Source organism: Variovorax paradoxus (genome assembly GCF_030811855.1).
Classification (GTDB): Bacteria; Pseudomonadota; Gammaproteobacteria; order Burkholderiales; family Burkholderiaceae_C; genus Variovorax; species Variovorax paradoxus_L.
The window spans coordinates 58947-80043 of the sequence record NZ_JAUSRN010000020.1; the positions used below are offsets into that span (position 1 = coordinate 58947).

Genomic DNA, 21097 nt, shown 5'->3' on the forward strand with positions numbered 1-21097 from the left:
CGCGGATCAATACCTGGGGTGGTGCACAAACGGTGCGCCGCGTAATCTTCTCAATACCCAAGCATGACCAGCCTTCGCAACGAGCACACAGGCCCTCGCCGCTGCGAGTGCGGCAAGGAACGGACGAGAAGTATGTGCGATTGCAGCCAATTGCGTAAGGGTGACCAAATCCAACGGCACCACCTTACTGCGTAACGCAAAAAAAATCCTGTATGCCACATAGTTTGCCGCACCTCTTCGTGCCGCATTTCTTCGGATGAGTGGCAACGCGGCAAACAATGCATCGCGATAAAGGTCCTGCACTTGTCCACCGTGAAGCCGCTGTATGGAACCAGGCAGCCCCGCCCGATAACACACTAGCGGCTGCTCGATGAACCCGATCGGCGCTTTGTGAGCAAGTGCGAGCAAAATGGCATAGTCGATAAAAGGTGGAACGAGGCCGCAAACTGTGGAAAGCGCTGCACGTCGATAGAGCAGGGAGCTGTGGTTAAGAAAGTTTCCTGACGCGGTTAGATATTCCAGGTCGATTACGCGAGTCTTAACGTTGGTGAATATTCCACATTCACCCTCGTTCTGGTTCACTACACGAGCATTGGTACAAACTGCTTGAATATCTGGATGCTGACCGAGGAATCCGATCTGAGCACCTAGCTTTCCGGGGTCCCAGTAGTCATCGCCATCGAGATGCGCAATATAGTCGCCAGAAGCCTTGGAGAGGATCGAAAGGTAGTTGAACGCGGGGCCGATGTTCAATCCGTGGCGAACAACAATCAGTGACGTACCATGGATGCGCCGCAGCTTACCCAGCACAGCGTCTGTCGCATCAGTCGAACAATCGTCTCCTACGATTACTTCAATGTTCAGCAAGCCGGCGGTCACGGCATCTTGAGCGAATATGCTGTTGATGCAGCGCTCAAGATATTGAGCCTGATTGAACGTGGCAACGCACACCGTGACCGTTGGGGGCCGCTCAACTTGGCTCATGGCTTTGGCTCTCGATTGGTTTCTGGAACAGCAAGAACGGCTCTGATGAGTTGACGCCGTGCCGCCCGGCATCTATTTCCGGAAGAAGCTCTTGGTGCGTTTTCACCCGACTGACCAGACCTTGAGAAGCTAATACAGCAGCAATGTCACGGCCGTACATACGTACGTGATCTTCCTGTCCGTAGGCATGTAGCCGCGCAGATCTGTCCTGAATACCAGGGTCCTCGAAAGTTCGAGTGAGTGTTGGGGCAAAGGGTGTTTGAAGAATGGCAAATCCACCTCTGGCGAGCACTCGATATATCTCAGCCAAGGATTGCTTAGCATCATCCACATGCTCCATGACGTGGTTGGCGATCACCAAGTCAAAGCTTTGATCGTCTGCGGCAATTCGGGTAAGGTCCAGTTCTACGATGCCTGCTCGGGTCGGAAACTTGTCAGCTTGGATATACAACGACGGCCCGTGCACCGAGATCAACTCCGCGATATGTTTCTCCGGTGCAAAGTGCAAAATTCTCGCGCCCGGAATGCGTGCAATCAGCCCAGCAGCACGAAGATAAAGCACCAAGTGCCGATCTCGATCGCTCGCGCCGCAATGCGGACACTCGAAGTGATCCACGTCGCTACCAACCGCTTTGAGAGCGCGCGCCAGAGGTGGCATGAACATGCTTCCTCCCCGATAGGGAACAAAGCGCAACACATCGCGCTTGCAAATGCAGCAGTAGCGGGACCTAGGAAAAGGCAGGACGTTTAGTCCCAAAAAGAACGCCCGCCAGAATCTGAGCAACATTTTTGAAAAGAGCAGTGTTAGAGAGGGGAAGTGCCAAGCTTCCGCGCCGGCATTCGATACCGGCAAAAAATCCATAGCAAGCAAACAGCGATCCCCTGAAGAACGATCCAGACCATTGCCAGTCCACCGATGCGTAAAACCAGTGATAGGGGACTAGGTAAAAGATGCTTCAGCGCATATGCCGTGATACCGAGCGGCAGAGCAAACCAGATGATCGTCCGCACCCAAGGCCACCACCCTCCTTCGAGGTACCTGTGATGGACGATCTGCGGCCAGAGTAGAAAAAACAGACCAAGGCTGCCGCTCCATAGAGCTACAGCACCACTTGCACCAGAGTGCAACGAGCCGATGACAAGTACTACAGCTGTACAGGTTGCGAGGGCCAGTGACGCGGCGACGTGTCTTCGCAGTTCTCCCGCTGCATTGAGCAGACCATACGGCATCGATGAGAGCGCGAGAAACGAAGCTCCAGCTGCATATAGTGGGATTAGAGAGGATGCGTTGATTTCGGCAGCACCCAAGCGCCCGATGAACCATATCGTCAGCAGTTCCTCAGAGAAGGCGGCACAGACAAGCGCCGTAGGAAAAAGAAGACAGCACGTAGCCGCGGTCAACGATAGGTAGAGGTTTGTCTGCTCGAGGCGGGACTCGGGAGTATGTAGCCGAACCAAAGCAGGGTATGAGAGCTGCACAAGCGGAATTGCTAGTGTCAGCAAGCCAGTAGGAATTGCTGCCGCGATGCCAATCGCTCCGTACTCGCGGAGCGAAAGCGTCTGTGAAAGTACTAGCTTGTCGAGTTGCGTGATCGAGATCCAGATGGCTGAGGCAGCAGCAATTTGTATTGCCATGGGCCATAAGGCACGTAGCGCGTTCGTCGATCCGCTATGGTCATCACTGAACCTCAGATGCAGCTTCCATCGGCATAGAAGTATCAGCATCAGCATCTCGACAGCCGATAGGACCGATTGGCAGATCAACCACACGAAAAAGCCTCCCTCGGTGCATTTGAGGACGGCGAGTGCGCCAGCCAATCGCGCTGTCGCAGAAAAGGTATTCAACACAGCCAATCCTGCGAACTGTTCCGCGCCCGCCAGCGCGGCACGGTAGAGCTCACTGCCCCATCGCAAGGAGAGCGCCAGGGTAGAGGCCAATACCGCGAGACTCGCGACGCGAGCGTCGGCGAAAATTCCCTCGCTCCCGCGCCTTGCGATCCACTCGCCAAATCCCAGTATTGAAAAACCGACCAGCACCATACCCAGCAGCATCGGAAGTTGCAACGCCGCTAGCATTGGCCCGGCCTTGTCCGGTTGATGTTCTCTGCGCGTTGCAGCAACTTCGCGAGACAAGGCAAGTGGAAAGCCGAAATCCGCGATTTGAATCCAACCTTGCGCAACGAAGAACATCATCATTAGCGCGAACTGCTCCGCCCCTAGCTGGGTCAAGTAGGCTGGCAGCAGCAGGATCAGCAGGCCGGAGCCATATAGCTGCGAGCCATAGGCGAAATACTTATCCCTTGGTCTGCTCATTCTCATCTTGAAGGAACGCCCTGTACTGACTCTCCTTCTCGATCAAGCCTCGCTGTCGATTGCCCGCACGACGAGCGGGAACGCCGACGAATATGCCAAATGCTTCGTACTTCCCGTTGGCTAGACTCAGTGCTCCCAGCGCCGCCCCATCACCAAATTGCGTGCCGGGTAGCACCACGCTGCCGCTTCCCACAATGACGTGCCTGCCAAGGTGCACCGGCGCTGACTGCACATTCGTAAACTCTTTCGCAACAGTAGGGTTGGTCAAGGCGGCGCCCGAGTAGTCGTCGGAACTCGAGTAGACAGAAACTCGAGAGGAAAGACCTGAGAAATCATCGAGTCGAATTTCCGACTTTCCGGCAAGAAAGCAGAAGGCTGCGATATGCACGTTGGCACCGATGGTAATGCCTCCAGTACCTGCAGAGAGCACCGCAAAATCGTCGATCCGGGACCGGCTGCCGATTGCAATTCGGCCGCAGTTGAAATAGGACGCCTTGGCCGAGAGCGTGGCATCGGGTGCAACGAAGGCAAACCCCATGTGCTCAATTTCTTGCTTGGTCAACCAAGTCATTTTCCGCGCCCCTTGAGCGCGGAAACTACTCGATCTTGGTCGATCGTGGAAAGCTCTGGATAGAGCGGCAAACAAAGAATTTGATCGGCCTTGCGCGTCGCAACGGGAAGATTTGAGCTGGCGGCAGATGAGATTCCACGATACATGGGGAAGGTCGTAATTAACGGGAAAAAGTACCGTCTTGCAAAGACCGCCGAACGCTTCAGATGCTCATAGAGTTCATCTCTTCCACACCAAAAATCGCGCTCAACCAGCACCGGGAAGTAAGCATAGTTGGCTGTAATTGCTGGATCGTCCTCCAGCAATCTGAGACCGGGTACGGTTGAGAGCTCCTCGCGATACCGCGCCGAAACACGCTGCCGCGCCGAAATCGCATCACCGATCTTGTCGAGCTGAAGGATGCCAATCGCCGACTGCAGTTCGTTCATCTTTCCGTTGATGCCGGGAGCGACCACTGTGACTTCGTCGACAAATCCGAAGTTCTTAAGGTGGTCGATGCGCTCCTTGGACTTGCGATCGGGACAGATGATGGCACCTCCTTCGAAGGTGTTCATTACCTTGGTGGCGTGAAAGCTCACAATCGAAAGGTCGCCATGCCGTAACAGCGACCCCCCGGCGTCGCACACACCAAATGCATGGGCGGCGTCGTAGATCAATTTGAGTCCGTAAGTGTCGGCGATCTTCTGAAGTGCTTCTACATTGCAAGGTCGTCCGTAGCAATGGACAGCCAGGATCGCTGTGGTTTGCGGAGTAATCGCCGCCTCGATTTTTGCGGGGTCGATGTTGAGCGATTGCTCATCGATATCGACAAAAATGGGGCGTATGCCATTCCAGAGAAGCGAATGCGCAGTAGCGACGAAGGAGTACGGGGTTGTGATGACCTCACCAGTGATTCGCAACGCTTGAAGTGCCGTGACCAAAGCGATGGTCGCATTGGTGAATAGCGATACATGCTGCACTCCAAGGTGCTCGGCGAGAGCTGCTTCAAAGCGTTGGTGGTACTTTCCACCATTGGTCAACACGCGACTTGACCAAATATCTTCCAACAGGGGCTGTAGGTCCTCGAGAGAGGGCAACTGTGGCCGAGTTACATAAAGAGGGGTCATCGAATCATGCTTTTAAAAGGCAGTGTTACAGCTCGTTCCACAGGGCGTCAGATTCATCGGAATTTTTCATGCCTGTCGAGCGCGATAGGAGAGATTGGAGATCTCGCCATCCCCGTGCATAAGAGGTACACGTCCAACCGACAGGTGATGATCGTACCTTGGCGCATCGTTTGATTCGAAATTCAGAGAGTCGAAGCGCCCCCCCGACCGCCGGCGACATTCGTGCGCATATCTCCACGCCTTAGATCGAAAGCGCTTCGAAGCGCTGCAAAAAACACAGAGGCCAACAATGATTGCGTTCCCATCAACAGCAACGCAACGCCAGGAATGATTTGTCTCATAGCGTTTTCGGGGTTCAACGCGCCGAAGCCAGTGCGTCCCCACTGCCATGTGAGACTCGCGCACATTGCCAGTCCAAACAGTGTCGCCAATATCCCCCCTATCGACAGCCATCCTCCGCTGGCTGCACGCAACGCCCATCGCTCTCTTGGATGCGGCGTGTTCAGTCGAGCGCAATGACGTGCTAGTACGGCCCCCATGGCGAATAGCATGGTCTGATAGCCCAGCACCATTCCGGCGCTCGCGAATAACTGAGTATGGATGCCCACTGGCCAGCGGCCCAGGTTATCTGGATGGAAATGCGCGAGCAGCAGTTGCGCCAAGCTCAGCAAGGTAAGCACCATGCCCGGATACAGAAATAGCCAGCGTGGCGTAAACAGAAGCAGGAATCGGAGATGCCGCCAACCGTCACGCCAGGTGCGCAAATGCGGCGGGCGATCTCGGCCATCAGGGGACAGAACGGTTGGTACTTCGACAATACGCAGCCCGCTCAAGGACGCCTTGACGACCATCTCGCTGGCGAACTCCATGCCTTCACAACATAGCTCCAGGTGCTGGATGGCTTGACGCTCGAATCCACGCAAGCCGCAGTGGAAGTCGCCAATCTTCGACTTGAAAAAAAGCCGTCCGACGAAGCTCAGAACAGGATTGCCCAGATAGCGATGCAATGGAGGCATTGCGCTGGGCAAGATGCCACCGCGGAAGCGGTTCCCCATCACGAGCTGACTTCCTTGACGCAATTCAGCGACGAAAGGGGCGAGTCCGCCGAAGTCGTAGCTTTCATCGGCGTCGCCCATTATGACGTAGCGGCCTGCCGCAGCATCAATGCCGGCGATCAGTGCCGCGCCGTAGCCGCGCACCGGAACGTCAATCACGCGCGCGCCGCACGCCGAAGCCAGTGCCTGCGATCCATCCACCGAGCCGTTGTCTGCCACCAGCACTTCGCCGTGGATGCCGGTGAGCGCCAGGAAAGCCCTTGCCTTGCCGATGCAGGTTGGCAGCGTGAGCGCCTCGTTGAGGCAGGGCATCAGGATCGTGAGCTCTACCTGCGGCTCAGTTGCGGCTGCAGATACTGCTACACGATGCAGCGTTGCGTTGGAGGCCGATCGTCCGACCGGCTCTGCCACTGCAGTCCCCGATGGATTGTCGCCGCGAACAGGTGGGCCAGCAGTGCTGCCCAGGGGCGGCCGAATTTGCGCCATCGTTTCAGCGATTGTCGAGTTGGACATGGGCGAGGCCTTCCTTACGCCAGCAGGTCAACTTCTGCGGCGATTTGATCCAGTCTTCTTCACGGCCGATGGCGACGAAGTCTCCACCGCCGCGGATCAGGTCGGCGAATCGCACAAAACCTTCATCATTTACCCAGGTGACAACGTCGGAATAGTTGCGGCGCCAGATAGCCCCGCTGCGGAGGCTGGCCCTCCGCGATGGGAACAGCGCGGGGCATGCGTCTTCAACTCTATCGAGCACGAGATCGGTAACGACTTTGCGCTCGCGCTCGGCTTCTGTCAGACCTGGTCCCGGCACCACGGGACAGGTGTAGAGATAAACCTGGTCACGCGGTCCGGATTGCGGCCCCGGGCGCCCAACCACATCCGGGCTTCCCTTGTAGCTGATGTACTCGCAGTCGGAGGTGTCGACGCGCAGCCCAAAGCGCCGCAAAGGATAATCGAATGTCGATATTGCGGGCGGCACAGGGCGGCCGTCCGATTCGATAGCCTTCACTAGCTTAAGCATTCGCAGACGCGAGTGGTTTGTGTCCATCAGTGACAACGCGCGCTGATTTTCGAGGCCTTGCGGCGTAAGGCCGGCATTGATGTCCATGAAAGCCGAACCAGGCGCCAGCGATGGCAGCAAAAACGACTGCGATTGAGGATCCATCGGAAGATAGAGATATGGCTCATTCTGTAGGCGCGGCGGTATTGACGCCTGCACCCATTCTCCGCTCCATGGCTGTACGCCCCACCGAAATTCAGCCGCTTGCCACACCAACAGCCCTTGGATGCCGAAGACCAGCGCCAGCGCGTACGCCAAGGCGTGTGGCATGCCCGCGAACACGCGATGCACACCCGCAACAAGGAGCACTGCCGCAATGCACGCCATGGGAAGGAAGTAGCGGCTGTTTCCGCTTATTGCAAGCCAAATTACGCAACCCATTAGGAACGCCGCTGCCAAGCAGGCAAAGGCCCTTCCGTGGGGTGTCGCGACCCTCGAAGCGCCGCGCCATCGCCGCCATGCGAGGGCCGCTAATGCCAATACCGGCAGCAGCAACAGACCTGCGTATCGCGCGTCGGCGGCCATGGTTTCCGTGTGGATGAGCCGCCGCGGGCGCAGCATCTCGAAGGGCCGAGCGAGCGCTTCGACCAGGGACGACGGTAGAAAACGCGGGTCGCGCATCCCATTGAATAATTGCCACGCCGCTTCGACGGCCGACGCGTGCGGAGCGGTCGCGCCTCGCATCGCCGATGCCGCCGGGTCGGGTGACTGAAAGACCTCATTCAACATCGGGAAGAATGGGTTGCCAAAGGCCTGTTCGAGGCGCCATGCCCATGGCGCGGAAATGGCGAGCGCAGCCCCTGCCGCACAAAGAGCAAATAACAGTACTGCATGAATTCGCGATCGGACCGTTGCTACGCATCCAAGCACGAGTGGAACGGCCGGGATCAGCCCCAGGAATGCATTCGACAGTTTCAATGCCGCAGCAGCGCCTAGCAACGCGCCGGCTAAGGTAACGAGACGGAGGCTCCGACCGTTGAAGGCATTGGCGAGCGCAACGAATCCACCGAGCGCCAGCGTACCTGTCGTGACGTCGGTAAACGACGAGCCCATTTCCTGCAGCAATACTGGGTTAATCAACGCGAGCATCACCGCACCCCAGGTCACGGCGATTGGCGCGGTGCCATCGCTGCGGCGGCTAACGGCATAGGCAAGTTCGTAGGTCATCCAGAGCATTACGCTGTGGATGCACGCGAAGGTAATTCCGATTGCGAGCGAGGACCAACCCGCGTGCACCATCAGATACAACGGGAGGTGAGCGTAGGGGTTCAGATAGGTCTGTGGTCCAGCCGGGAAGAAGTCGACCGCAAGGCGCTCATTGACCGCACTGAAGCCAGCGTACAGGTGGTAATGCAGCGCGTCCCAAGGCACGTCCTTGCCTGCGAATAGGGTCCACGCAATTGATAGCAGGGTAAGAGCACCGTAGACCGCCGGTCGGGTGCGAAATGAACTGTGGTCCGCCTCTGCTCCTCCCAATCGCGGTTCAACGGTTGTAGATGAGGTCATCTGAAAGTTAGCTCGGAAGTCGGCGGGATGCTGGTCGGATAGGTCGGAGCGCGCAATCAAAAAAGCGGCCGCGAAGGGCCGCTTTGCATCAGCGCAAGTTCAGTCGAGTCAGCCGCGGCACTCGGACGGAAGGTACTTGGCAGCGATATCCGTCGAAGAACACGTCCATTTCAACTGGCCAGTGTTCGTACCCACGGTGGCCGGCGTGAGGAGGAGGGAGCCTTCTGCATTCTTCACCGTCGATGTGACGGTAATGACGCCGGTGGCGTCCGTAATAACGACATTCGAGACATACTTTGTCGCGCCAGGGAAGGTGTAGCCGGTGTTGGCAGCCGTCACAGAGGTCAAGGTGCCCAGTGACGAGGTCGTTTCGGCCACCGCCAGCTTGGCCGGGGCACCCATGAGCAGCACTTCCGTCATTTTCGAGCGGGTCGTGTAATCCTGATAGGCCGGCAGAGCCACAGCAGCCAAGATACCAATGATCGCCACAACGATCATCAATTCGATAAGGGTGAAACCCTTTTGCACGTTGCGTGCAATCAAACGACGGTTCATTTAAAGAAAACTCCAGGTTGGTTGGTAGAGCCCGGGAACCAGCCCGGAGCGAGGTACCTTCCGCACCATCCGTGCCATCCCATCGAAAGGCCAACCAGACGACGAAAAGAGTACTTTTGCGCGCATATCACTTACATCAAGTGACACATTCTGCGAGTAGATGCTACAGAACGTGACAAATTTGTCATTCCTGACATTTGGCTGGACTCAAAAAGTCAATACCCCGTCCGCCTTAAGCCACCGAATATCCCGCTGCGCCAGCCCCGCAACCTGATGTCCCACCAGCGCGTCGATCTGGTTCATTATTTCTTCGGTTTCGGCCGGCTTGGTATGAGTGATGTAGATCGGATAGTGCCTGCCAGGCTCGATGCGCGCCAGTTCGTCCGCCAGCACCTTGGGCGACAGATGCAGGCTGCGGTCCGCCAGGGCCTGTTCGCGGTCGCTGAAGGCAGTTTCGATAACGAGCATGGCCACGTCCAGCGCGTTGACGCGGTCCCAAAAGGGGGCGTTGCGTTCGGTGTCGCCTGAAAAAACCCAGTGGGCGCCGCCTTCGGCGCGGCTCACGGCAAAGCCGCAGGCGGGCACGGTATGCACGGCGGGCAGCACTTCGATGCGCTTGGGGGTGGCGCTGCCCAGTTGCAGGGTCTCGCCGACGGTGATGTCGTGAAAGCTCACGAAGGGGGCTTGGGCGCTGGGAATGCTCTCGAAGTCCGGCCAGATGACGTTGTTGAATACATGGGCGCGCAGGGCCTCGATGGTGGCGCGCAGGGCGTGCACGCGCAGCGGGCGGGTGCGGCGGCCGCCGACGGCGTCGAGCATGAGGGGCAGGGCGGCAATGTGGTCGAGGTGGCTGTGGGTGAGCACCACGTCGTCGATGGCGGCCATTTCGTCGAGCGTGAGGTCGCCGACGCCGGTGCCTGCATCAACGAGCAGGTCGGTGTCGACCAGAAACGAGGTGGTGCGGCAGTCCTTGGCAATGGCACCCGAGCAGCCCAGCACGCGAACCTGCATTGTGAAAGTCCCCCCGTTTTTGGCTGTCGTCGTCATTTGGTTTCGAACCGGGTTGCGCCGTCCCATTCGGGGTCCAGAGGGCGCAACGCCATCGAGGCTAATCGCTGGGCGTAGAGCTGGTAAAGGACTTTTTTGGCATCTGCGGCAAGCAATGGGTCCAGCAAGCTCCGTCCCATTGCCCAGTCCTGGCGCCGGTAGGCCTCGAGCACTTGCGCCCAGCGTTGCAGGTGCTCGGATTGCTGCTCGGCCGTGGGGCCCTTGGCCCGTTCGGTGTCGGCGGCCAAGGGCGTGAACACGGCCACGGCCTGGGCCTTGCCTTTGACGAGCACGCTGTCGAGTTCCTGCCAGAGGCAGCCGGGCGCGAGCTCGCGGGTGGCGGCGCTGGCGACAATCTCCACCCCGTAATGTGCGCTCAGGCCTTCCAGCCGAGAAGCGAGATTGACCGCATCGCCAACCACGGTATAGCTGCGGCGTGTCGCCGAGCCCATGTCGCCCACGCACATGACGCCGCTGTTGATGCCGATGCCGACCGTGATTTCGGGGCGCCCTTCGGCGCGCTGGGCCTGGTTGACGTCGCGCACGGCTTGCGCCATTTCGAGCGCGGCGCGCACGGCGAGGGTGGCGTGGTCTTTGGTGTCGACGGGGGCGCCCCAGAAAGCCATGACGCAGTCGCCCATGTATTTGTCGACGGTGCCGCGGTGCGCGCTGATGACGTTGGTGAGCCGGCTGAACAGGGTGTTCAAGAAGGCCTGGAGCTCGGCGGGGGCCATCTTCTCCGACAGCTTGGTGAAGCCGCGCATGTCGCAGAACATGACGGTCATCTGCTTGCTCTTCGCATGCATGCTGTAGCGGCGGGGGTCCATGAGCATTTCATCGACCAGTTGCGGCGGCACGTAGGTGCCGAAGAGCCGGACCAGACCGCGGCGCTCACGTGACTCGATGAAATAACCCCAACCCATGTTGAGCGCAAAGGCGAGCGCCGCCATGACCAGCGACGAAGCCACTGGCAGCACAAGGCCATGGCCGAGGTAGAGCCAGGCGTTTGCTCCGGCCAGCGCCGCCACGGTGACGATGCCCAGCACAATGGCGCGCGTGACCGGCAGCAGCGAGAGTCCCAGCGCCAACACCAGGCCCGCGGCCAGCATGCTCAGCACTTCGTAACCGGCCGCGTAGTCGGGAACCGCGAGCAGGCGATGGTCAAGCATCGCCGACACGACGTTGGCGTGCACCTCTACGCCGGGGAATCCAGCGCCCACCGGCGTGGTGCGCAGATCTTGCAGCCCAGGCGCGGTGGCGCCGACGAGCACGATCTTGTCTTTCAGCTCACCGGGCCCGAGCCGGCCTTCGAGCACGTCCGCGGCGGGCACATAGCGGAACGAGCCACCATTCGCGCCACCCGGGCCGCGAAACGGCACTTGCATGCTGGCGGTTTGGTCGACGGGTATGCGCAGGCCGCCGACCAGCAAGGATTGAAGCCGCGGCTCGGCGCCATCGGAGGCAAAGGCCGGCCGCACGGGAGGCTTGCCGTTGGCAAGCCGGTAGACGGCGAGCCCGAGCGACTCGTAATAGCCGGGCCGCGCCGCATCGCCTTCGTAGCGCGCGATGAGAGGCGCGGCGCGGATGGCGCCGTCGCCCGCGGGCGAGACCAGCGTGTTGACGAACCCCGACGCAGGCGCGGCAGCGGCCAGCACGGGGAGGTTGGCACCAAAGCCGTTCCAGGCCGTGGCGTAGGCGTGGCCTGGCGGAAAAGCCTCGGGCTGGAGCAGGGGGGCCGCGGGCAGCTGGCCCTTCGCGCTCGGGTTTTCAGTGCGCGTGAAGTAGTAGCCGAGCGCCACGCGCCGGCCTTCGAGCGCGCGGGCAAAGGTGGCGTCGTTGTCGAGCGTGGGCGCGAGCCGCTTGATGTTCGCAGCAAGGCCGGGCAGGTCGCGCAGCGGCCCGCTTGCGATCTGGCGCAGCCTGTCGAGCCCGGAGCTCCGGTCGGGTTCGATAAACATCACGTCGAAGCCCAGCACCGCCACCTGCTGGCGCGCAGTGAGTTCCTCGGTGAGCCGGGCGAGCTTGTCGCGCGCCCAGGGCCATTGGCCCTGCCGCGCCAGGCTGGCGTCGTCCACGTCGACGATCACCACGCGCGGATCGAGCGTGCGCGGCATGGTGGCGCGCAGGCGGGCGTCGTAGACCAGGTGGTCGAGGTGGTCGACGGCATCCAGGCGCCAGATGCCGGTGGCGTGCGCCAGCGCCAGCAAGACCGGCAGCAGGGTAATGGCAATGCGCGGCCAGTGCCGGCTCAGCGCTTTCATGGCGTCGCACGCACGCGGGCCGCGCTGTGGAAAGAAGAAAGAAAAACGGAGAAAAGGAAAGCGTCAGACGCGCACGAACTGCATGCGTGTGGCGCCGCCCAGTTCCAGCACGTCGCGCTCCTGCAATCCCACGGCTTCGGTGCCCAGCGGCGCGCCGTTGAGCGTGACCCCGCCCATGACGCTGGCCGCCACGTAGCCTTGCCGGCGGCGCGTGACCACTGCCACGGCAACGCCGGGCTTGCCGATGGTGGTGACCACCTTTTGAAGCGGCACATCCTCGCCCTTGTTGGCACCCGCAAGAACGCGCAGCACCGGCACGCCAAGCTCGACCAGCGCGCCCGCTTCGGTGGGCGCGGAAGACAAGGGAATGGAGTCCGCGAAGTCGCCGGCCGCCTCGGGAGGCGCCGCGCCGTTGCCCACCGCCAGGTGGCTGTCAGTGCGGAACTTGATGCGGCAGCCGCCCAGTTCGACGATGTCGTTGTCCTTGAGCACCTGCTTCTGGACGACGAGCGCGTTGACGTAGGTGCCGTTGGTGCTGTTGAGGTCTTCAATTTCGACTTGGCCGTCGCGCATGTGCACCACGGCATGCTCGCCGCTGACGGCGAGATTGTCGATGACGATGTCGTTGTAGGCGCGTCGGCCCAGCGTTGTCCGGTCTTTGGCGAGCGCCAGTTGCCCGATGACAGCACCATCGATCGAAATGATCATTTTCGGCATTGCCGATACCCCGATTAGCAGAATTTGACCGACCGCAGGCGGGACGACAGGTGTCTCCCGGGCCTGCAACTAGGAAGCGGCGCCAGGCGTGTCTTCGTTGACCCGCGCTTTTGCCAGAACCACTGAAATGTTATCTCGGCCGCCATTGTCGTTTGCAATTGCAACCAAAAGTGAAGCTTTCTGCTTAAGTCCGATGTCATGGCCCAACAGCGTGAAAAGCTGCGCGTCAGTGATCATCTCGCTGAGCCCGTCAGAGCACAGCACGTAGAGGTCGTTCGGCCTCGCTGTGTGCTCATGCATTTCAAGCACGACCTGGGACTCCACGCCCACCGCCCGCGTTACCAGATTGCGGTGAGGCGAGTTCAGGGCCTCTTCGGCAGTGATGGCGCCCGCGTCGAGCTGCTGCTGACGCAGCGAATGGTCGCGCGTGAGCTGCTCGAGCTTGTTGTTGCGAAGCCGGTAGCAGCGTGAATCGCCAATGTGACCGACCACCACGCGCTGCGGGCGGAAGGCAGCCAGGACCAGGGTTGTGCCCATGCCGAGCACCTCGGCGTTGGTCATGCCGGCCTCGAAGATGGCCGCGTTGGCCTCGTCCGTAGCCGCTTGCAGTGCGCGGCGGATCACGCGGGCGGGCGCCTGCGGCCCGGCCTGCGCGTACCAGCGGGCGAAGCTGGCTTGCACCAGCGTCACGGCCATGGCACTGGCCACCTCGCCGCCCTTGTAGCCGCCCATGCCGTCGGCCAGCACGGCGAGACCAAGGGCCGGGTCCACCTTGATGTCGTCCTCGTTGTGAGCCCGGACACGCCCGACGTCGGTCAGGGCGGCAAACTCCCAGCTCAGCGAGGGCCGATTGGAAAAGAGGGACGCGCCGACGCTCGCCATGTCTTAGGAAGCGGGGGCGCGTTGCCGTCAGTGCCCCGCAGCGGCGTGCGCACGCCGTTGCAGAAAGCGGCCTACAGCCACCACGAACAGGGCGCCCGCAGCTGCGGCCGCATAGTGCAGCCACGGATTGGCAGCCAGCACGCCCTTCAGCGACACGTCGCTCACGATGGTTTCGCCGCCAACCCAGCCAATGAGAGCGGCACCCAGCATGACGATGATCGGGAAACGTTCCATGAGCTTGATCATGAGGGTACTGCCAAAAATCACCAGCGGAATGCTGATGGCCAGGCCGAGGATCAACAACACCATGCTGCCCTGAGCCGCAGCGGCCACGGCAATCACGTTGTCCAGGCTCATCACCAGATCGGCCAGCAGGATGGTGCGCACGGCCGCCATCATGCTGCCGTATTCCTTGCTTTCGCCATCGCCGTCTTCTTCTTCACTGAGAAGCTGCAGGCCAATCCACAGCAGCAGCAGGCCGCCGACGATCTGCAGATAAGGCAACGCGAGCAGCTTGGCCGCCACCACGGTGAGCGCGATCCGCAGCACCACGGCCGCGCCCGAGCCGAACAGCACCGCCTTTTGCTGCTGCGCGGGCGGCAGCGAACGCGCCGCCATGGCAATCACCACGGCGTTGTCGCCCGAAAGAATGATGTTGATCCAGATGATCTTGACCAGACCGATCCAGAAGTCCGTGCTTTGAAGGAGTTCCATGTCTCTTGTTCCACTGTGTTGTTGTGAAAAAAGCGCCCGCAATGTCTGCGGGCGCTTTTTTCTTTTTGCGTGGTAGCGGGGAGATCGGCTGCGGCTTAGAGCTGTGCCTTCAGCAGCTTGGCCAATTCGGAGAAGTTGCGCGTCACGGTGAAGCCGCACTCTTCCATGATGGCGAGCTTGGCATCGGCCGTGTCGGCACCGCCCGAGATCAGCGCGCCGGCATGGCCCATGCGCTTGCCGGGAGGGGCGGTGACACCGGCGATGAAACCGACCACCGGCTTCTTCATGTGTTCCTTGCACCAGCGGGCTGCGTCGGCTTCGTCGGGGCCGCCGATCTCGCCGATCATGATGACTGCGTCGGTGTCCGGATCGTCGTTGAAGGCCTTCATCACGTCGATGTGCTTCAGGCCGTTGATCGGGTCGCCGCCAATGCCCACTGCCGACGATTGGCCGAGGCCGATTTCGGTCAGTTGCGCCACGGCTTCATACGTCAGCGTGCCCGAGCGCGAGACCACGCCGATGCGGCCCTTGCGGTGAATGTGGCCGGGCATGATGCCGATCTTGATTTCGTCGGGCGTGATGAGGCCGGGGCAGTTCGGGCCCAGCAGCAAGGTCTTCTTGCCGCCGGCCGCTTCCTTGGCCTTCATCTTGTTGCGCACTTCGAGCATGTCGCGAACGGGGATGCCTTCGGTAATGCAGATCGCCAGGTCCAGGTCGGCCTCGACGGCTTCCCAGATGGCGGCGGCCGCGCCTGCCGGCGGCACGTAGATCACCGACACGGTGGCGCCGGTTTGCGAAGCGGCTTCCTTCACCGAACCGAAGATCGGAATGTTGAAGATCGACTCGCCGGCCTTCTTGGGGTTCACGCCCGCGACGAAGCAGTTCTTGCCGTTCGCGTATTCCTGGCACTTTTCGGTGTGGAACTGGCCGGTCTTGCCGGTAATGCCTTGCGTGATGACTTTGGTGTCTTTGTTGATGTAGATCGACATGACTTGTTCCTTAGGCCTTTTTCACTGCTGCGACGACCTTCTGGGCCGCGTCTGCCATGGTGTCGGCGCTGATGATGGGCAGGCCCGATTCGGCCAGCAGCTTCTTGCCTTCGACTTCGTTGGTGCCCTTCATGCGAACGACCAGCGGCACTTGCAGGTTCACGGCCTTGCAGGCTGCGATCACGCCGGTGGCGATGGTGTCGCACTTCATGATGCCGCCGAAGATGTTGACGAGGATGGCCTCGACGTTCTTGTTCTTCAGCATGATCTTGAAGGCTTCGGTGACCTTCTCGGGGGTAGCGCCGCCGCCCACGTCCAGGAAGTTGGCCGGCTCGCCGCCGAACAGCTTGATGGTGTCCATGGTGGCCATGGCCAGGCCGGCACCGTTCACCAGGCAGCCGATGTTGCCGTCGAGCGAGATGTAGGCGAGGTCGAACTTCGAGGCTTCCACTTCGGCCGCGTCTTCTTCGTCGAGGTCGCGCAGGGCCACGATTTCAGGGTGGCGGAACAGCGCGTTGCTGTCGAAGTTGAACTTGGCGTCAAGCGCCATGACCTTGCCCTTGCTGTCACGGTTGAGCGGGTTGATCTCGACCAGCGAGGCGTCCGTCTCCATGTAGCAGGTGTAGAGCTTCTTCAGGATGTCGACCGTTTGCGCGGTCGAGTCGGCCGGCATGCCGATGCCGTCGGCGATCTGCTTGGCTTGCGCGTCGGTCAGGCCTTCCTTGGGGTCGGCGAAAACCGTGATGATCTTCTCGGGCGAGGAGTGGGCCACTTCCTCGATGTCCATGCCGCCTTCGCTCGAAGCGATGAACGCGACCTTCTGGGTCGCGCGGTCGGTCACGGCCGAAATGTAGTATTCCTTGTTGATGTCGGCGCCATCTTCGATGTAGAGGCGGCGCACCTTCTGGCCTTCGGGGCCAGTCTGGTGGGTCTTGAGCTGCATGCCGAGGATCTCGCCGGCGAGCTTCTTGACGTCTTCGATGGACTTGGCGACCTTGACGCCGCCGCCCTTGCCGCGGCCACCCGCGTGAATCTGGGCCTTGACGACCCAGACCGGGCCTCCAAGTTTCTGGGCGGCCTCGACCGCCTCCTGAACCGTATAGGCCGGAATGCCGCGCGGCACCGGCACGCCGAACTTGGCAAGGATTTCCTTGCCTTGGTACTCGTGAATCTTCATGAGGGATGTCTCTCGGAAGGAGGAGGTTGAGAACGGGAGATCTGGGGTCTGAGGCGTCTTTGGCTCTGTTGTTCGCGGGCGACGGCAGCCTGACGGCTGGGGGCGGCGAACAACCGCGGACTGTATCATGGTGCGGCGCACCAATACTCGACGTGACCTTGCGGTCAATACGTACTTTCTTCTAGCCACACCACGCATACTCAGATATGGCCAAGGTTTTCATCGACGGCGAAGCCGGTACCACCGGCCTGCAGATTCGCGAACGGCTCCAGACGATGCCGCAGATCGAACTCGTGAGCATTGCGCCCGAGCTGCGAAAAGACGCGAACGCCAAGCGCGAGCTGATGGCCGGCGTCGACCTGGTGGTGCTGTGCCTGCACGACGACGCGGCGCGCGAATCGGTGGCGCTGATCGATCAGCTTTCCGGCAAGAAGCCCAAGATCATCGACGCGTCCACCGCGCACCGCGTGGCGCCCGGCTGGGTGTTCGGCTTTCCCGAACTCGCCGAGGGGCACTGGCAGGCCGTCGCAAAGGCCGACCGCGTCGGCAACCCGGGCTGTTATGCGACCGGCGCCATTGCCATCGTGCGGCCGCTGGTCGATGCCGGCCTGCTGCCCGCCGACTTCCCGATCTCGCTGCCTTCGGTCAGCGGCTATTCGGGTGGCGGACGGGCCATGATCGAGGACTACGAAAGCGGCAAGGCGCCGCTTTTCGAGACCTACGCGCTCGGCCTCAAGCACAAGCACATCCCTGAGATCATGAAGTACACCGGCCTCGTGCGCCGGCCGGTCTTCATTCCTTCGGTGGGCAACTTCAAGCAGGGCATGCTCGTGCAGCTGCCGCTGCACCTCGACCTGCTGCCCGGCAAGCCGAAGTCAGGCGACCTGCACGACGCGCTGGCCGCGCATTACGCCAAGAGCAACACGCCCGAGAAGTTCGTCAAGGTGCTGCCGCCCACGGACGACGGCAAGCTCGATGCGCTGGCGCTCAACGACACCAACCAGCTCGAGATCCGCGTGTTCCCGAACGAAGACCACCGCCACGCGGTGGTGATCGCGCGCCTGGACAACCTCGGCAAGGGCGCCAGCGGCGCCGCGGTGCAGAACCTGAAGCTGATGCTGGCGCTCTGAGCGCCAGCCATCATCTGCAATTCGCCTCGGTTCAGTTGACGAGCCAGAGGCCCACGCCCAGCAGGACCGCGTGCGCGCCCAGCGCAATGTAGAGCGGCTTGCGTGATGGCGTCGACATCTCCTGCAACGTCTCGTTGATGCGGCGCGTGAGCAGCGCGCGCAAGGCGGGGTCTTGCGCCGCGCCCTCCGCTGCGACCGGTGCTCCATGCGCCGCACGGCCTTCTTGCCATTCGGCCAGCATGTCGCTCATCGGCAGCCGATTCAGCACGAAGCCGACCACCGAGCGCACGGCCTTGCCTTCGCCCAGCACCGGCGCAAGCTGCTTGCTCAGGGCGTCGACCGAGAGCCAATCGGCCGCGCGCTGCAGCGTGCCGTGGGTGCGCGGCATCGCTTCGATGCGGCCTGCGATCGCGCCGGCCAAGCGCTCGGACACGGCCTCGCCGCGCGCTGCCACCAGGTGCTGCATTGCCTTGGTTCGGCCTCGCTGCACACCCAGCATCGCGTAGACGACGACGAAAAGAAGCAGCAGCACCGCAACCAACAGCGGCGGCGACGTGACCAGCGTCAGGATGGCACCCGCACCACCGGCCCGCGCCGCCGTGTTGCCGGGCCCCTGCAGCTGGCCCAGATAGAAGAAGAAAACGCCGCCGCCGAGGATCAGGCCAAGCAGGCCGCCCTTGATGGCCGAGCCGGCAAAGGCAAGCCCGGCCTTGGCACCGGTGCGCACGAGCGAGGGCTGACCGATAGGTCCTGAAGACATGGGGGTTCCTCCTCCGAAGTTTTTTTGTGAAGGCGGTCCTCGCGCGGGGACCGGCCGGTGCCGATCATGCCATCGGGCCGGTTGCACGGCACGGCGCCGACTGGGCGCGGCCATGTGGCTGGCGATTCAGCCGGCTTCGAGCAGGCGCCGCAGCGACTGCAGGTCGCGCGCAATCCAGGCGGCGTCGCGCTCGAAGGCCGCATCGTCCATGTGCGGCTGGCGCAATAGCGTGAACTGCAGTTCGCAGATGCCCGGCGCGACGCCGATCACGCGGAACGGCAGATAGATTTCGGGCACGCCTTCGGGCGCCACCCAATGGTCGAGCACGCCGAAATCGTTGGGGGGTGCAAAGCGAAGGCGGGCTTCGCCTTCCGGCGTCGTGGCCACCCAGTGATCGCCATGCGGCACCAGTGCGCTCTTGGCAAGGCCGCTGGCCCAGTCGGGCAGCCGCGCCGGGTCGGAAGCCAGCGCATAGGCATGGCGCCAATCGCAGGCCACACGCTGCGTGACAACGCGGGACTGCGCTGCGGCACCTTCATTCGCTTGATTCGTTGTTGTCGTCGCCATCGAAATCGCTCCTGAGTACCTTGGCCACCACGGCGCCAGAAAAGCCGCGTGCCAGAAGAAAGCGCATCTGTTTGGCGCGCTCCTTGGCATCGGCGGGCGGGGCGTCGAACCGGCGGCGCCAAAGGGCCGTGGCGCGCGCCACTTCGGTATCTTGCAGGCTGGCCACGGCCTCTGCAATGGCCTCTGGCGCGATGCCTTTGGCCTGGAGCTCCTGCCTCACCCGCAAGGCGCCCGACCGGGCGGCGCGCTGGTTCAGCACCGAGGCCACCACGCGCGGCTCGCTGATGAAGTCCTTGGCGGCCAGCTCGTCGAGCGCGCGAGCCAGTGTGCCGGGTTCTTCTTCGTGCCGGGCCAGCTTGCGCTCCAGTTCCGCGCGCGAATGTTCGCGCTGGCTCAGGAGCCGCAATGCGCGGCCTTTGAGGGAGGGGGCACCGAAAGCCATGCCGAGTGATCGCTTGCGCGGCCCTTGTAGAGGCCGCACCGTGCTTGCTTACTCGCCCTTGTCGGCCTTCTCTGCCTTGGCAGCCTTGGCGGGCTTCTCGGCCTTCTCGGCCTTTTCGGGCGTGGCGTCGGCATCGGCCGCGAGCAGCGGAATGCCCAGCGACTCGCGCACCTTGTTCTCGATTTCGCGCGACAGCTCGGGGTTCTCGCGCAGGAACTCGCGGGCGTTGTCGCGGCCCTGGCCGATCTTTTCGCCGTTGTAGGCGTACCAGGCTCCCGACTTGTCGAGGATCTTGGCGGTCACGCCCATGTCGATGATCTCGCCTTCGCGGCTGATGCCTTCGCCAAACAGGATGTCGAACTCGGCCGTCTTGAACGGAGGGCTGACCTTGTTCTTCACCACCTTGACCTTGGTTTCATTGCCGATGGCTTCGTCGCCCTTCTTGATGGTGCCGATGCGGCGGATGTCCAGGCGCACCGAGGCGTAGAACTTCAGCGCGTTGCCGCCGGTGGTCGTTTCGGGCGAGCCGAACATCACGCCGATCTTCATGCGGATCTGGTTGATGAAGATGACCATGCAGTTGGTCTTCTTGATGGTGGCGGTGAGCTTGCGCAGCGCCTGGCTCATCAGGCGGGCCTGCAGGCCGGGCAGCGAGTCGCCCATTTCGCCTTCGATTTCGGCCTTGGGCGTGAGCGCGGCGACCGAGTCGATGACGATCAGGTCGACGGCGCCCGAGCGAACCAGGGAGTCGACGATCTCGAGCGCCTGCTCGCCGGTGTCGGGCTGGCTGATCAGCAGGTCGGACAGGTTCACGCCGAGCTTCTGGGCGTATTGCACGTCGAGTGCATGCTCGGCGTCGACAAAGGCGCAAGTGCCGGCCTGCTTTTGCATGGCGGCGATGACCTGCAGCGTGAGCGTGGTCTTGCCCGAGGATTCCGGGCCGTAGATTTCAATGACGCGGCCGCGCGGCAGGCCGCCGACGCCGAGCGCGATGTCCAGGCCCAGCGAGCCGGTGGAGACCACCTGGATGTCTTCGAGCGCCTCGCCTTCGCCGAGCCGCATGATCGTGCCCTTGCCGAACTGCTTTTCGATTTGGGCCAGCGCGGCCTGCAGGGCCTTGGCTTTTTCGCTGTTGGCGACCGAGATGCTTGAGCCCTTGACGACTGCGTCCATGTGGAAATCTCCTTGAAAATCAATGGTTTGTGTGTGACTGCCATCCGTCTGCTTTTAATCACAGGCTGGATGCTTGAACAGTAGTGTA

The 21097-nt window shown here is 61.6% G+C and carries 20 protein-coding genes; 1 reads left to right on the forward strand and 19 read right to left on the reverse strand.

All coding sequences use genetic code 11. The features are described from left to right. Positions 1–6: 6 nt before the first annotated feature. The 15 genes from J2X92_RS26985 to sucC form a co-directional block, all read right to left on the reverse strand. The gene (locus tag J2X92_RS26985) at positions 7–984 is read right to left on the reverse strand and encodes a glycosyltransferase family 2 protein (RefSeq protein WP_307580527.1); all 978 of its coding nucleotides are present in this window, start codon (positions 982–984) and stop codon (positions 7–9) included. Beyond that, positions 971–1846, reverse strand: coding sequence for a class I SAM-dependent methyltransferase (locus J2X92_RS26990; protein WP_307580608.1), 876 nt, complete (start codon positions 1844–1846; stop codon positions 971–973). Before J2X92_RS26990 ends, J2X92_RS26985 begins: the two co-directional genes overlap by 14 nt. After that, positions 1789–3297, reverse strand: a complete 1509-nt coding sequence (locus tag J2X92_RS26995; RefSeq protein ID WP_307580529.1) for a lipopolysaccharide biosynthesis protein — start codon at positions 3295–3297, stop codon at positions 1789–1791. The genes J2X92_RS26990 and J2X92_RS26995 overlap by 58 nt, the downstream gene beginning before the upstream one ends. Continuing rightward, on the reverse strand, positions 3278–3868 hold the full coding sequence (locus J2X92_RS27000; RefSeq protein WP_307580531.1) for an acyltransferase: 591 nt from the start codon (positions 3866–3868) through the stop codon (positions 3278–3280). The genes J2X92_RS26995 and J2X92_RS27000 overlap by 20 nt, the downstream gene beginning before the upstream one ends. After that, positions 3865–4974: a DegT/DnrJ/EryC1/StrS family aminotransferase gene (locus J2X92_RS27005; protein WP_307580533.1), complete on the reverse strand. Its 1110-nt coding sequence runs from the start codon at positions 4972–4974 to the stop codon at positions 3865–3867. Before J2X92_RS27005 ends, J2X92_RS27000 begins: the two co-directional genes overlap by 4 nt. A 182-nt stretch (positions 4975–5156) precedes the next feature. After that, positions 5157–6542 (reverse strand): glycosyltransferase family 2 protein, encoded by a 1386-nt coding sequence (locus tag J2X92_RS27010; protein ID WP_307580535.1) that lies wholly within the window; start codon positions 6540–6542, stop codon positions 5157–5159. Next, positions 6520–8595 (reverse strand): hypothetical protein, encoded by a 2076-nt coding sequence (locus J2X92_RS27015; protein WP_307580537.1) that lies wholly within the window; start codon positions 8593–8595, stop codon positions 6520–6522. Before J2X92_RS27015 ends, J2X92_RS27010 begins: the two co-directional genes overlap by 23 nt. Positions 8596–8703: 108 nt before the next feature. Further along, on the reverse strand, positions 8704–9150 hold the full coding sequence (locus J2X92_RS27020; protein WP_307580539.1) for a pilin: 447 nt from the start codon (positions 9148–9150) through the stop codon (positions 8704–8706). A gap of 207 nt (positions 9151–9357) precedes the next feature. Next, the gene (locus tag J2X92_RS27025) at positions 9358–10161 is read right to left on the reverse strand and encodes a 3',5'-cyclic-nucleotide phosphodiesterase (protein ID WP_307580541.1); all 804 of its coding nucleotides are present in this window, start codon (positions 10159–10161) and stop codon (positions 9358–9360) included. A 32-nt stretch (positions 10162–10193) separates the two neighbouring features. After that, on the reverse strand, positions 10194–12458 hold the full coding sequence (locus J2X92_RS27030; RefSeq protein WP_307580543.1) for a CHASE2 domain-containing protein: 2265 nt from the start codon (positions 12456–12458) through the stop codon (positions 10194–10196). 63 nt (positions 12459–12521) lie between these two features. After that, the gene (locus J2X92_RS27035; protein WP_307580545.1) at positions 12522–13175 is read right to left on the reverse strand and encodes an FHA domain-containing protein; all 654 of its coding nucleotides are present in this window, start codon (positions 13173–13175) and stop codon (positions 12522–12524) included. A 69-nt stretch (positions 13176–13244) separates the two neighbouring features. Continuing rightward, positions 13245–14057, reverse strand: a complete 813-nt coding sequence (locus tag J2X92_RS27040; RefSeq protein WP_307580547.1) for a Stp1/IreP family PP2C-type Ser/Thr phosphatase — start codon at positions 14055–14057, stop codon at positions 13245–13247. 27 nt (positions 14058–14084) lie between these two features. Next, a complete protein-coding gene (locus tag J2X92_RS27045; RefSeq protein ID WP_307580549.1) occupies positions 14085–14771 on the reverse strand; it encodes a TerC family protein in 687 nt (228 codons plus the stop codon). A gap of 95 nt (positions 14772–14866) precedes the next feature. Continuing rightward, a complete protein-coding gene (gene sucD, locus J2X92_RS27050) occupies positions 14867–15760 on the reverse strand; it encodes a succinate--CoA ligase subunit alpha (RefSeq protein WP_015867930.1) in 894 nt (297 codons plus the stop codon). Between the two features lie 10 nt (positions 15761–15770). Then, positions 15771–16937, reverse strand: a complete 1167-nt coding sequence (gene sucC, locus J2X92_RS27055) for an ADP-forming succinate--CoA ligase subunit beta (protein WP_307580551.1) — start codon at positions 16935–16937, stop codon at positions 15771–15773. Positions 16938–17143: 206 nt separating this feature from the next. Here sucC and argC point away from each other — a divergent pair, with 206 nt between their 5' ends. After that, the gene (gene argC, locus J2X92_RS27060) at positions 17144–18067 is read left to right on the forward strand and encodes an N-acetyl-gamma-glutamyl-phosphate reductase (RefSeq protein ID WP_307580553.1); all 924 of its coding nucleotides are present in this window, start codon (positions 17144–17146) and stop codon (positions 18065–18067) included. Positions 18068–18098: 31 nt separating this feature from the next. Here argC and J2X92_RS27065 read toward each other — a convergent pair whose 3' ends face one another. The 4 genes from J2X92_RS27065 to recA all read right to left on the reverse strand — a co-directional run bounded on the left by J2X92_RS27065 (position 18099) and on the right by recA (position 21009). Then, on the reverse strand, positions 18099–18827 hold the full coding sequence (locus J2X92_RS27065; protein ID WP_307580555.1) for a hypothetical protein: 729 nt from the start codon (positions 18825–18827) through the stop codon (positions 18099–18101). 126 nt (positions 18828–18953) lie between these two features. Continuing rightward, the gene (locus J2X92_RS27070) at positions 18954–19394 is read right to left on the reverse strand and encodes an SRPBCC family protein (protein ID WP_307580557.1); all 441 of its coding nucleotides are present in this window, start codon (positions 19392–19394) and stop codon (positions 18954–18956) included. Continuing rightward, the gene (gene recX, locus J2X92_RS27075) at positions 19363–19836 is read right to left on the reverse strand and encodes a recombination regulator RecX (protein ID WP_307580559.1); all 474 of its coding nucleotides are present in this window, start codon (positions 19834–19836) and stop codon (positions 19363–19365) included. The genes J2X92_RS27070 and recX overlap by 32 nt, the downstream gene beginning before the upstream one ends. Positions 19837–19884: 48 nt before the next feature. After that, a complete protein-coding gene (gene recA / locus J2X92_RS27080) occupies positions 19885–21009 on the reverse strand; it encodes a recombinase RecA (RefSeq protein ID WP_307580561.1) in 1125 nt (374 codons plus the stop codon). Positions 21010–21097 lie beyond the last annotated feature (88 nt).

Coding starts and splice junctions, on each gene's coding strand:
- J2X92_RS26990 (WP_307580608.1), bottom strand. CDS start 1,846: ATGGATTTTTTGCCGGTATCGAATGCCGGCGCGGAAGCTTGGCACTTC.
- J2X92_RS27025 (WP_307580541.1), bottom strand. CDS start 10,161: ATGCAGGTTCGCGTGCTGGGCTGCTCGGGTGCCATTGCCAAGGACTGC.
- J2X92_RS26985 (WP_307580527.1), bottom strand. CDS start 984: ATGAGCCAAGTTGAGCGGCCCCCAACGGTCACGGTGTGCGTTGCCACG.
- J2X92_RS27070 (WP_307580557.1), bottom strand. CDS start 19,394: ATGGCGACGACAACAACGAATCAAGCGAATGAAGGTGCCGCAGCGCAG.
- J2X92_RS26995 (WP_307580529.1), bottom strand. CDS start 3,297: ATGAGCAGACCAAGGGATAAGTATTTCGCCTATGGCTCGCAGCTATAT.
- J2X92_RS27030 (WP_307580543.1), bottom strand. CDS start 12,458: ATGAAAGCGCTGAGCCGGCACTGGCCGCGCATTGCCATTACCCTGCTG.
- sucC (WP_307580551.1), bottom strand. CDS start 16,937: ATGAAGATTCACGAGTACCAAGGCAAGGAAATCCTTGCCAAGTTCGGC.
- sucD (WP_015867930.1), bottom strand. CDS start 15,760: ATGTCGATCTACATCAACAAAGACACCAAAGTCATCACGCAAGGCATT.
- J2X92_RS27045 (WP_307580549.1), bottom strand. CDS start 14,771: ATGGAACTCCTTCAAAGCACGGACTTCTGGATCGGTCTGGTCAAGATC.
- J2X92_RS27005 (WP_307580533.1), bottom strand. CDS start 4,974: ATGACCCCTCTTTATGTAACTCGGCCACAGTTGCCCTCTCTCGAGGAC.
- J2X92_RS27010 (WP_307580535.1), bottom strand. CDS start 6,542: ATGTCCAACTCGACAATCGCTGAAACGATGGCGCAAATTCGGCCGCCC.
- recX (WP_307580559.1), bottom strand. CDS start 19,836: ATGGCTTTCGGTGCCCCCTCCCTCAAAGGCCGCGCATTGCGGCTCCTG.
- J2X92_RS27040 (WP_307580547.1), bottom strand. CDS start 14,057: ATGGCGAGCGTCGGCGCGTCCCTCTTTTCCAATCGGCCCTCGCTGAGC.
- J2X92_RS27015 (WP_307580537.1), bottom strand. CDS start 8,595: ATGACCTCATCTACAACCGTTGAACCGCGATTGGGAGGAGCAGAGGCG.
- J2X92_RS27000 (WP_307580531.1), bottom strand. CDS start 3,868: ATGACTTGGTTGACCAAGCAAGAAATTGAGCACATGGGGTTTGCCTTC.
- J2X92_RS27065 (WP_307580555.1), bottom strand. CDS start 18,827: ATGTCTTCAGGACCTATCGGTCAGCCCTCGCTCGTGCGCACCGGTGCC.
- J2X92_RS27035 (WP_307580545.1), bottom strand. CDS start 13,175: ATGCCGAAAATGATCATTTCGATCGATGGTGCTGTCATCGGGCAACTG.
- recA (WP_307580561.1), bottom strand. CDS start 21,009: ATGGACGCAGTCGTCAAGGGCTCAAGCATCTCGGTCGCCAACAGCGAA.
- J2X92_RS27020 (WP_307580539.1), bottom strand. CDS start 9,150: ATGAACCGTCGTTTGATTGCACGCAACGTGCAAAAGGGTTTCACCCTT.
- argC (WP_307580553.1), top strand. CDS start 17,144: ATGGCCAAGGTTTTCATCGACGGCGAAGCCGGTACCACCGGCCTGCAG.